The organism is Bacillus sp. LB7, assembly GCF_030449715.1.
GTDB classification, from domain to species: domain Bacteria; phylum Bacillota; class Bacilli; order Bacillales; family Bacillaceae; genus Bacillus; species Bacillus paralicheniformis.
In genome coordinates this window covers 45,104-55,758 of record NZ_JASGCA010000022.1, presented here as the reverse complement: position 1 = coordinate 55,758, position 10,655 = coordinate 45,104, and the positions used below count along the sequence as shown (strand labels likewise).

Below are 10,655 nucleotides of genomic sequence, written 5' to 3'. Positions count from 1 at the left end.
GACTACGCACAACAAATGTGCGATTTATTTAATGAATTAACAGGTACGTTTGTCTTGTTTAGTTTTCAAAGATCATTATTAAAGCGACTTTTATATTATATCCAATCTCGGATATTAAGTCAAGAACTTTTTTTAAGTTCTTTTTTTCTTTCGCCGCCGTTTTGCGGCAACGAATAATAATATACCACCGTATTTATGATTGTGCAATACTTTTTTGAGAAAAAATTTAATTTGTTTTAAATGGGCAGCAGCCGCTTGTTACGCTGCTGCTGCCCAAACGTCAATTAACGATGTCTCATTTGCGGGAATAGTAAAACGTCCCTGATTGAAGGAGAATTCGTCAAAAGCATAATCAGTCTGTCAATACCGATTCCAAGACCACCGGTAGGAGGCATTCCGTACTCCAGTGCTTCGACAAAGTCTTCATCCATCATATGCGCCTCATCGTTTCCTTCTTCACGTTCTTTTAATTGCGCTTCAAAGCGTTCTTTTTGGTCGATAGGATCATTTAATTCAGTAAATGCATTCGCGTGTTCACGGCCTACGATAAACAGCTCAAAACGGTCTGTAAATCGAGGGTCTTCAGGGTTTTTCTTAGCGAGCGGAGAAATCTCCACAGGGTGTCCGTATATAAAAGTAGGCTGAATCAACGTTTCTTCAACTTTTTGCTCGAAGAACTCATTAATGATATGTCCTACTGACATGCTTTCAGAAATTTCAATTCCGTGTTCTTTCGCGAATGCTCTTGCTTCTTCAACCGATACTTCCTTCCAGAAGTCCACACCGGTGGCTTCTTTAACAGCATCGACCATATGAAGTCTCTTCCATTCAGGCTTGAGGTCAACTTCATAATCTCCGTATTGAACGGTTGTAGTGCCATGCACTTCTTGTGCAATATGAGCGATAAGGTTTTCCGTCAAGCTCATAATATCTTTATAGTCAGCATAAGCTTCGTAAAGTTCGATCATCGTAAATTCAGGATTGTGCCGTGTGGAAACCCCTTCATTTCTGAATACACGTCCGATTTCATAGACTTTTTCCAATCCGCCGACAATCAGCCTTTTCAAATGGAGCTCGATAGCGATCCTCATGTAAAGCGGCATATCAAGCGCATTATGATGCGTAATGAACGGACGGGCAGACGCTCCGCCCGGAATCGCGTGCATCGTAGGCGTCTCAACTTCTAAGTATCCGTGGTCATCTAAGTATCTTCTCATCGATTGAATGATTTTGCTGCGCGTAATAAACGTATTTTTGCTTTCCGGATTTACGATCAAGTCTAAATAACGCTGACGGTAGCGCTGTTCGATGTCTTTTAATCCGTGATATTTGTCCGGAAGCGGACGAAGTGCTTTTGTTAATAAATCAAAAGATGTAGCTTTCACAGACAATTCGCCTACATTCGTTTTAAACATGACGCCTGTAACGCCGACGATGTCCCCGAGGTCAGAGCTTTTAAACCATTCGTACTGCTCTTCACCGACACTGTCTTTTCTGACATAGATCTGAATCTGGCCCTTTAAATCCTGAATGTGCGCAAATCCCGCTTTTCCTTTTCCGCGCTTTGTCATCATCCGGCCGGCAATCGTCACTTCAATTGCTTTTTCCTCTAATTCTTCTTTTGAGAATTCATTATACGATTCAATGAGATCAGTTGATTGATGGGTGCGGTCAAAACGCTGCCCGAAAGGATCTTTCCCGTTTTCTCTCAATTGATTCATTTTATCGCGCCTGACTTGCAGCTGGTCGTTTAATTCTTCATGGTTATGCTCTTCATGACTCATCATATATCACTCCGTTACTTTTAGTCTTTCAGGAAAAAAGCAGAAAAACTGCCAGTGAAAACTGGCAGTGAGCAGAGGTCGGATTTATCCTACTTTTGCATCCTGAAGCTCTTTTGCCTCGGCTTCAATCGTAAACGCGTCTAAAAGCTGAACGAGCTCATCCCTCGTTTCGCAATGGTTGATTTCATTCCGGACCTTTGCGTTTCCTCTTATGCCTTTTAGATACCAGGCTGCGTGCTTTCTCATTTCGCGGACCGCAACATTTTCTCCTTTCAGCCCGATTAATCGGTCAAGGTGAAGTTTGCAGACAGACATTTTCTCACGCACTTTTGGCTCATCTTTCAATTCGCCTGTTTCCAAATAGTGAACCGTACGGTAAATCATCCACGGGTTACCCAGCGCTGCACGGCCGATCATGACACCGTCAACCCCTGTTTCATCAAGCATGCGTTTTGCATCTTGCGGAGTTTTGACATCACCGTTTCCGATTACCGGTATTGAAACGGACTGCTTCACTTCTTTGATAATATCCCAGTTCGCCGTTCCTTCGTACATTTGCACGCGGGTCCGTCCGTGAAGAGCGACCGCTTTTCCGCCGGCGCGCTCTACAGCTTTCGCATTCTCAACGGCAAAGATATGGTCTTCATCCCAGCCCATTCTCATTTTGACGGTCACCGGCTTGTCAACGGCCTCCACTACTGCTGAAACCATTTCATAAATTTTATTCGGATCAAGCAGCCATTTAGCTCCTGCATCACATTTTGTGATCTTTGGCACCGGACATCCCATGTTTATATCAATAATATCCGCAGTTGTGTTTTGATCAACAAACCTCGCCGCTTCGACAAGCGTTTCTTTTTCGCCGCCGAAGATCTGCAGGCTGAGCGGTTTTTCACGTTCATCGATATAAAGCATTCCCATCGTTTTTGCATTATTGTAAAGGATCGCTTTATCGCTGACCATTTCGGCGCAGACTAACCCCGCTCCGAATTCCTTAACCGTCAAGCGGAAGGCGGAGTTGCAGACACCGGCCATCGGCGCAAGCACAACCCTGTTTTTTAATTCTATATCACCGATTTTAAACATTTCTAGTCCTCCTTTCTTATTCTTCTGATGGAGATAATTCCTCCACTGTAATATTTAAAGTATTGGCTACATCCCTGAGCATGCTTTCCGACGGCATACGATTCCCGCGTTCTACTTCACCAAGCACAGAAACGGATATACCCAATGCTTTTGCAAACCCTTCTTGAGTATAACCCTTCAGCTTTCGGTATGCACGAATTCGTCTACCCCAGATTTCTGCTTCCATACTCTTACACCTTCTTGATTTTTCGCATGATTGACAGCTCCCTCAAGATCCGGATAAATCTCCAGCAGCGGGATGAGCACAAACAAACGTTCATGCATTCTAGGATGAGGAACGATAAGTTGCTCTGTCTCAATATTTTCACGATTATACAACAAAATGTCAAGGTCTGCAGTTCTCGGCCCCCATCTGATGTCGCGTTTGCGGCCGAGTTCTTTTTCAATACGCTGAGTCAACTCAAGCAATTCAAACGGTGAAAGAGATGTTTTAACAGCTGCAGCCATGTTTAAAAATAGATCTTGTTCTGTATACCCGACAGGATCTGTTTCATAAATCGACGAGATGTCCGTCACCTGTACAGACGGATGTTGATGGAGGAGAGAGACAGCTTTTTTTAAATATTCTTCCCGCTGGCCGATATTCGAGCCGAGCGCTATATATGCCGTGTTGTTCATTGTCGTTTCCTCGTCATCTCGATGGCCACCGATTTATAGTGTCCCGGTATAGGCGGATCAGGCTTGACGACTTTGACCGTACATTCCTGAACCGCTTCAAAATGCTTCAGCACCTTTGCGGCAATCGTTTCTGCGAGGGTCTCGACAAGGTTAACCGGCTCTCCCTCCACAACCTCTTTGCACAGCTTATACAGATCTGCATAGTTAATGGTGGCATCAATACGATCCGTTTTTCCGGCTTCGCTTAAGTCTAGAAAAGCTGTCAGATCAACGCGGAATCTTTGGCCAAGTTTGTTTTCTTCTTTGAAAACACCGTGATATCCATAAAACTCCATGCCCTCTACATACACTTTATCGATGATAAACGCCTCCTTTATCAATCATGGCATCCATCATTTTTGCCATCCTGGAAATTTGCTTGACGTCATGCACCCTGACGATATCGCACCCTTTTTGAATACCGAGGCATACCGTCGCGCCCGTGCCTTCCGCCCTCTCCTCAGGCGGAAGATCCAGGACGCGGCCGATAAATTTTTTGCGTGACGTCCCCAATAAAACCGGGTATCCGAGTTCGCTGAATTTCTCAAGCTGGTTCATGACCGCCAGATTGTCATGATACGTTTTGGCAAAGCCGATACCGGGATCAAGGACGATGTGATGATCTTGAACGCCTGCTGATTTTGCGATGCTCACACATTCCATCAAATCAGACAGCATGTCCGGGATCAAGTCGTTATAATTCCGTTCCTCGCGGTTATGCATCAAGATAATCGGCACATTATGAGCGGCCGCAACCCGGGCCATGTCAGGGTCTGCTTTCGCTCCCCAGACATCATTGATAATCGCTGCACCGGCATTAAGCGCTTCATCCGCCACTTTTGCTTTATAAGTGTCAACGGAAATCGGCACGTCGATTTCCTGAACAAGTTTTTCAATTACAGGTATGACCCTTGACAGCTCCTCATCGAGAGAAACCTTTTCCGCTCCCGGCCTTGTCGATTCTCCTCCGATATCAAGGATATGGGCGCCGTCTTCGATCATTTGCTTTGCATGAATGACGGCGCGGTCGATGCTGTTATATTTTCCGCCGTCTGAGAAAGAATCGGGCGTCACATTTAAAATCCCCATGATCAATGTTTTATCTTCATAAGACAATGTGTATTGCTTTGCGATCAGCTTCTTTGAACGCACCGCTGTTTGAAGCGCCATATCCTTCACCCTTTAATTGAAATTTAGTCTTTTGCTGCTTTTCTATCGTTAGTGTATGCCTCTTGCAGACGTTTCGACAAATTTCCATCCTTTCCCGGAAATTCAGTGCTGCCGATTCTCCGGAATGGAACGATTTCCTGTACGGAATTGGTCATCCATGCTTCGTCCGCAAAGAGAAGCTCCTTTAAAGGGTATACTCCCTGCATGACTTCGATTCCCATATCTTCAAGGCGCTCGATGACATAACGCCGGGTGACGCCGCCTAATATACCGGTATCAAGAGAAGGTGTATATACACAACCGTCTTTTTGCCAAAAAATGTTGGAAATGATCCCTTCGGCTACAGCTCCGCATTCGGTAAGAAAAATCCCTTCTTTGGCAGCGTCTGGTCCGAGCTCTCTTTTTCCGAACAGATTATTTAAAAAGTGATGTGATTTCAAGCGGAACGGACCTTCTGGCGTATTGCGTCGGACCTGTAAAATGACACCCTCCTTTTCAACCGGAACCGATTCAGGATGAAAAGGATTCATCATCACCATAACACCGGGTTTTTTGTATGAATCAGGAAAAAGACCTGAGTCACCGGGACCGGCAGATATATTTAACCGGACCTTGGCATCCAGATTCGGGGGCTGATTCAACTGAAGCAGCCTGTCAAGAATGGCAAGCACTTCGCTTTTTGTCAGCTCCAGCTCAATTCTCAGCTGTTCCAAAGCGTTGTTCAGTCTGTCCATATGCCGGTCTAAAAGGAAGGGCTCCCCTTCATAAAGGCGGAACGTTTCAAATACCCCGATTCCGTATAAAAAACCATGGTCAAAAGGAGAAAGTCTTGCTTCCTCCTCCTTCACATATTGACCGTTCAGGTAAATGATCATGTGTTCACTTTCTTTCGGTAAGTCTCAATAAAATTCTTCAGCATTTCTTTTCCGGAGGCAGTCATAATCGACTCCGGATGGAACTGAACGCCTTCAATGGGCAGTTCTTTATGCCTGATGGCCATAATCTCCCCTTCTTCCGTCCAAGCCGATGTCACAAAACAACCGGGCAGCGTATCCGGTTTGACGATCAACGAATGATACCTCGTGGCCGTAAGCGGATATTCCAAGTCTTTAAAGACCGTCAACCCGTCGTGCAAAATCTCGGAAGTTTTCCCATGCATTAACCGTTCCGCCCTGACAACATCGCCGCCGAAAACCTGGGCGATCGACTGATGTCCGAGACAGACTCCGAAAATCGGTATCTTCCCGGCAAAATGGCGGATCGCTTCAAGGCTGATCCCGGCCTCATCCGGACTGCAAGGACCGGGAGATATCATCAAAAAGTCAGGCGACATATCCTCTATTTCCTGAAGCGTGATCTCATCGTTCCGCTTGACGACTAACTCCTCGCCAAGCTCGCCTAAATACTGAACCAAATTGTACGTAAATGAATCGTAATTGTCGATCATTAGAATCATATCTCAGCTCTCCTCTGCTCTTTTTTCTCTTCTTCACTCAACTGCAGCGCCTTTTTCATCGCCAGGGCCTTTTTAATTGACTCTTTATATTCATGCTTAGGGTTGGAATCGATGACGATTCCAGCTCCGGACTGCATGAACGCCTGGCCCGCTTTCACATAAATCGTTCGGATAACGATATTAAAGTGCATATCCTGATTATATCCGAACCATCCTATAGAACCAGTATAAAGCCCCCGTCTCGTCGGCTCAAGCTCCTCTATAATTTCCATCGTTCTGACTTTCGGCGCTCCTGTAATCGTACCGCCGGGAAACACAGCATGGATGACATCCACGGCATCGCATTCGTCCCTAAGTTCACCGCACACGTTAGAGACGATATGCATAACGTGGGAATACTTCTCAATCACCATGAATTCATCGACCCTGACCGAACCGTACTTGGAGACCCTGCCGAGGTCATTACGCTCTAAATCAACGAGCATCACATGTTCGGCGCGCTCTTTTTCATTCATGATCAGTTCGTTCGCGAGCGCTTCATCCTCCGCTTCATTCGCCCCGCGGGATCTCGTCCCGGCAATCGGTCTTGTTTCAAGCCTGGTGCCCTTTTTCTTAATGAGCAGTTCGGGCGACCCGCAGATGATTTGAAAATCCGGGGTTTCCAAGTAGGACATGTACGGAGAAGGGTTGATTTCTCTTAACATCTTATACACCTCATAAGGAGGCGCAGACAGGCGCTCCGACTGGCGAACAGAAAGGTTCACCTGAAATACGTCGCCGCTTGCAATGTATTGCTTCACTTTCTCAACGGCCTGAGAAAAGCCGGTTTCTGTAAATGAGGCCGCGAATGACGGGCTTTTATTATCATTTGGTTGATGACCGCCAGCGGTCTTCGGATGTTCCGCATTCCACATTTGCTCAAGCCTGTCCAATTTCTCTTCCGCAGCGGCCGGCGTTTCTTCATCGGTGTGGGTAATCACCCAAAGCTGCTGCTGCTTATGGTCATAGACGGCTATATCATCAAATACGAGAAAGAATAAATCCGGCGTTTGCAGATCATCGATAGACAGGATTTTGAATTTCTCAATATATCGGGCATAGTCATAGCTTAGAAAACCGACAGCCCCGCCCTGAAAGTCGGGAAAATCTGCAACCGTCTCCGTTTTCAGCGTTTCAAACCACTGAGAAAACTGCAGAAACGGATCCCCCTCTTTGAATATGATGTCCCCTTTGTATTGAATCGTCGTGATGCCGTCTTTCCCTTTTGCTATTGCGACAGGGTCGAGCCCGGCTATGCTGTATTCTCCGCCTCTCGCGCTTTCGAGCAGAACGCGGTATTGCTTTCCTTTCGACAGGCTTTCAAATTGCTCTAAAAACCTTTGATTGGAAAATGGGAACGCTCTGGCTACAGGCCTTCGTTGTCTCATCATATCATTCCTCTGCCGTTAGTCTAATGTCCTTATTGTAATGCATATCTTTTTTCTAGGAAAAGAGAATTTCATTTCCAATATAGAAAAAAGTCCTTGAGCATGTTCACTCAAGGACACCGAGCTTTTAAAATGGCCTCGTCCGTGAATAACAAAAGGCCGCCGACATCGTCGGCAGCCTCCCGTTTCAGCTGGAGCCTATTCAAATTGATAAAGAGGCGTGCTTAAGTATCTCTCTCCGTTACTAGGAAGCACAGCGAGAACTTTTTTGCCTTTCCCAAGCTTTTTAGCGACTTGAAGAGCAGCATAAATCGCCGCGCCCGAAGAAATTCCTCCGAGAATACCTTCTTCTCTCGCCGCTTTACGGGCAAATTCAAAGGCTTCTTCGTTTTTCACTGTGATGATTTCATCGTAAATTTCCGTATTCAAGATTTTCGGAACGAATCCCGCTCCGATTCCCTGAATTTTGTGCGGGCCTGGTTTTCCACCGGAAAGAACAGGAGAATCAGTCGGTTCCACCGCGAAAATCTTGATGGACGGATTTTTTTCTTTCAGGACTTCTCCGGCACCTGTTATCGTTCCGCCGGTTCCGATACCTGCAATGAATGCATCTAAACCGTCTCCGAATTGTTCGGCGATTTCTTTTCCCGTCGTGCGGCGGTGAACTTCTGCGTTCGCAGGATTGTTAAATTGCTGAGGCATAAAATAGCCGTGTTCCTCAGCCAGTTCTTCCGCTTTTTTAATCGCGCCTTTCATTCCTTCTGCACCCGGAGTCAGCACAAGCTCAGCTCCATATGCACGCAGAAGGTTGCGGCGCTCAGAACTCATTGTATCAGGCATAACAAGAATCGCTTTGATGCCCTTCGCTGCAGCGACCATGGCAAGTCCGATTCCCGTATTTCCGCTGGTCGGTTCAATCAGTGTATCTCCTTCTTTCAGAAGGCCTTTCTCTTCAGCGTCTTCTATCATGGCAAGCGCAATTCGGTCTTTTACGCTGCTTCCAGGGTTCATATACTCTAGTTTCACATATACTTCAGCACTGTCTTCATCAACTAGTCGATTTAATTTAACGACAGGTGTATTTCCGATTAAGTCATAAACAGAGTTTGCAACGCGAACCATTTGAACACCTCAATTTCCGAGTAATTTTATTGGGATTATATCTAATTTATCAATATCAAAATATTTTGTCAATCTTTATTTTTTATCGTCATAAAACCAAGATACTTTCGCATCTTTCCAAAGCGTCTTCACCGAAGCTTTGTCGCCTAATTGATCCATCGCGATCTGCCTTCTGATTTGATCTTTCACTTCGCTGTAAGTGAAAGCTTGCCCCGGGAGCTTTTCTTTGAGCTGGATGATTGCATAGCCCTGGCTCGTTTTAATCGGTTCATCCACCCATTGATTTTCCTTTAGCTGCTGAGCTTTCTCTAAATATTCGGCCGGAATGTTTTCGTGCTGATCATTGACGAACCCGAGGTCGCCGCCGTAAGGAGCCGTGTACCGGTCAGTCGAGTGTTCAGCCGCAGCTGCTTCAAAGCTGGATCCTTCTTTCAGCTCTTTAAGAACTTGTTCTGCTTCGTCTTTATCTTTGACAACGATATGCTTGAGGCGATAAGAATCATCGAATTTATATAAGTCCTTATTCTTGTTATAGAATGACTTCAATTCGCTGTCAGAAATCACAATATCTTTTGTCAGAAGCTCTTCAAGAAGAATATTATGCTTGATCTGCCCTTTCCATTCTTTTTCTGTCGTGTCTTCGTCTTCGTAGAAGGAATTGTACACAGCTTTAATCAGCAGAAATTCTCTTTCAATGTCTTCATCAGACACTTTGATCTTATTTTTTTCGGCCATTTGGGTGACAACGCGGTCGTTGATCATATCTTCAAGCGTTGATTTTCCGTAGCGCTCTTCCATTTCGCTCAGCCATTCTTCACGCGTGATGCCGTTTTTTCCGATATGTGCAATGACTTCTTGAGCGGACGGTGAAGAAGCTGTCTGCGATTTCGTCAGAACATACGCGATCACGATACAATTGACAAAAATCGCACCTAAAATAATCGGCCAAAGTGTTCTTGATTTCAATATGGTGTCTCCCCTTTCCCCATTGTAAAAGACCCGCTACTGCATAGCGGGCTTATATTTCATCTCGAATCGCTTCTAGCTCTTCCTTTGTAAACAGATACGTTTCATTGCAAAAATGGCATTGAGCCTCAGCTTGGTCATCTTCATCAATCATCTGTTGAATTTCATCTTTGCCAAGACCGATGATGCCTCTTGTGAAACGCTCTTTTGAACAATTGCATGTAAACTGGACAGGAACGGTTTCCAGTACTTCCGGTTCTTCTCCCAATACCGCAGCCAGCACTTCCTCAGGTGTCAGACCTTTCTGTATCAGCTTTGAAATGGGCTCCACTTGAGAAAGGTTTGTTTCAAGCTTCGTGATGGTTTCATCGTCCGTGCCCGGCAGCAGCTGAAGGATAAATCCGCCTGCAGCTAAAATCGTATTGTCGGGATTGACGAGCACCCCTACACCCACCGAAGAAGGAACCTGTTCAGAAGATACGAGATAATATGTAAAATCCTCGCCGATTTCTCCGGAAACGATCTCAACCTGGCCTGTAAATAAATCGCGGAGACCGAGATCTTTTACTACGCTTAGTGTGCCGGACGTGCCGACGGCTCTTCTGACGTCCAGTTTGCCGTGTTCATTTAAGTCGAAATGAACGTGCGGATTGGACACGTAGCCCCTGACATCTCCTTTTGCATTTCCGTCAGCGACAATCGCGCCGATCGGTCCGCCTCCTTCAATCTTGACGGTAAGCTTGTCTTCGCCTTTCAGCATGGCACCGAGCATGACAGCCGCCGTCATCGTTCTTCCTAAAGCGGCGGAAGCGGTAGGCCATGTGTTATGCCTTCTTTGGGCTTCATGAATCGTTTCTGTTGTATTCGCTGCATATGCTCTCACTTTGCCGTCATATGCGATGGCTTTCACTAAATAATCCATACCTC

12 protein-coding genes are annotated in these 10,655 nt (G+C 45.7%); all 12 read right to left on the bottom strand.

What is annotated here, in order from left to right:
* Positions 1-284: 284 nt before the first annotated feature.
* The 12 genes from lysS to hslO all read right to left on the bottom strand — a co-directional run bounded on the left by lysS (position 285) and on the right by hslO (position 10,650).
* The gene (gene lysS, locus QMZ64_RS20355; protein WP_265625142.1) at positions 285-1,784 is read right to left on the bottom strand and encodes a lysine--tRNA ligase; all 1,500 of its coding nucleotides are present in this window, start codon (positions 1,782-1,784) and stop codon (positions 285-287) included.
* 84 nt (positions 1,785-1,868) lie between these two features.
* The gene (gene dusB / locus QMZ64_RS20350; RefSeq protein WP_020449833.1) at positions 1,869-2,870 is read right to left on the bottom strand and encodes a tRNA dihydrouridine synthase DusB; all 1,002 of its coding nucleotides are present in this window, start codon (positions 2,868-2,870) and stop codon (positions 1,869-1,871) included.
* Positions 2,871-2,886: 16 nt separating this feature from the next.
* A complete protein-coding gene (locus tag QMZ64_RS20345; RefSeq protein ID WP_031304995.1) occupies positions 2,887-3,096 on the bottom strand; it encodes a helix-turn-helix domain-containing protein in 210 nt (69 codons plus the stop codon).
* The gene (gene folK, locus QMZ64_RS20340) at positions 3,048-3,548 is read right to left on the bottom strand and encodes a 2-amino-4-hydroxy-6-hydroxymethyldihydropteridine diphosphokinase (RefSeq protein WP_265625143.1); all 501 of its coding nucleotides are present in this window, start codon (positions 3,546-3,548) and stop codon (positions 3,048-3,050) included. The genes QMZ64_RS20345 and folK overlap by 49 nt, the downstream gene beginning before the upstream one ends.
* Positions 3,545-3,907 carry a dihydroneopterin aldolase gene (folB, locus tag QMZ64_RS20335; protein ID WP_023855968.1) on the bottom strand — a complete coding sequence of 121 codons (363 nt, stop codon included), beginning with the start codon at positions 3,905-3,907 and terminating at the stop codon, positions 3,545-3,547. Before folB ends, folK begins: the two co-directional genes overlap by 4 nt.
* A complete protein-coding gene (folP, locus tag QMZ64_RS20330; protein WP_265625144.1) occupies positions 3,900-4,757 on the bottom strand; it encodes a dihydropteroate synthase in 858 nt (285 codons plus the stop codon). The genes folB and folP overlap by 8 nt, the downstream gene beginning before the upstream one ends.
* 23 nt (positions 4,758-4,780) lie before the next feature.
* Positions 4,781-5,632: an aminodeoxychorismate lyase gene (gene pabC, locus QMZ64_RS20325; protein ID WP_265625145.1), complete on the bottom strand. Its 852-nt coding sequence runs from the start codon at positions 5,630-5,632 to the stop codon at positions 4,781-4,783.
* On the bottom strand, positions 5,629-6,213 hold the full coding sequence (pabA, locus tag QMZ64_RS20320) for an aminodeoxychorismate/anthranilate synthase component II (protein ID WP_265625146.1): 585 nt from the start codon (positions 6,211-6,213) through the stop codon (positions 5,629-5,631). Before pabA ends, pabC begins: the two co-directional genes overlap by 4 nt.
* Entirely contained in the window at positions 6,210-7,640 is a 1,431-nt protein-coding gene (locus tag QMZ64_RS20315; protein ID WP_265625147.1) for an anthranilate synthase component I family protein, read from the bottom strand. The genes pabA and QMZ64_RS20315 overlap by 4 nt, the downstream gene beginning before the upstream one ends.
* 198 nt (positions 7,641-7,838) lie before the next feature.
* Entirely contained in the window at positions 7,839-8,762 is a 924-nt protein-coding gene (cysK, locus tag QMZ64_RS20310; protein ID WP_265625148.1) for a cysteine synthase A, read from the bottom strand.
* Positions 8,763-8,837: 75 nt separating this feature from the next.
* On the bottom strand, positions 8,838-9,728 hold the full coding sequence (locus QMZ64_RS20305) for a peptidyl-prolyl cis-trans isomerase (protein WP_265625149.1): 891 nt from the start codon (positions 9,726-9,728) through the stop codon (positions 8,838-8,840).
* 52 nt (positions 9,729-9,780) lie between these two features.
* On the bottom strand, positions 9,781-10,650 hold the full coding sequence (gene hslO, locus QMZ64_RS20300; protein WP_265625150.1) for an Hsp33 family molecular chaperone HslO: 870 nt from the start codon (positions 10,648-10,650) through the stop codon (positions 9,781-9,783).
* Positions 10,651-10,655 lie beyond the last annotated feature (5 nt).

Bases quoted from the DNA above. Each gene is read 5' to 3' on its own strand.
- lysS (WP_265625142.1), bottom strand. From the start codon at position 1,784: ATGAGTCATGAAGAGCATAACCATGAAGAATTAAACGACCAGCTGCAA.
- dusB (WP_020449833.1), bottom strand. From the start codon at position 2,870: ATGTTTAAAATCGGTGATATAGAATTAAAAAACAGGGTTGTGCTTGCG.
- QMZ64_RS20345 (WP_031304995.1), bottom strand. From the start codon at position 3,096: ATGGAAGCAGAAATCTGGGGTAGACGAATTCGTGCATACCGAAAGCTG.
- folK (WP_265625143.1), bottom strand. From the start codon at position 3,548: ATGAACAACACGGCATATATAGCGCTCGGCTCGAATATCGGCCAGCGG.
- folP (WP_265625144.1), bottom strand. From the start codon at position 4,757: ATGGCGCTTCAAACAGCGGTGCGTTCAAAGAAGCTGATCGCAAAGCAA.
- pabC (WP_265625145.1), bottom strand. From the start codon at position 5,632: ATGATCATTTACCTGAACGGTCAATATGTGAAGGAGGAGGAAGCAAGA.
- pabA (WP_265625146.1), bottom strand. From the start codon at position 6,213: ATGATTCTAATGATCGACAATTACGATTCATTTACGTACAATTTGGTT.
- QMZ64_RS20315 (WP_265625147.1), bottom strand. From the start codon at position 7,640: ATGAGACAACGAAGGCCTGTAGCCAGAGCGTTCCCATTTTCCAATCAA.
- cysK (WP_265625148.1), bottom strand. From the start codon at position 8,762: ATGGTTCGCGTTGCAAACTCTGTTTATGACTTAATCGGAAATACACCT.
- hslO (WP_265625150.1), bottom strand. From the start codon at position 10,650: ATGGATTATTTAGTGAAAGCCATCGCATATGACGGCAAAGTGAGAGCA.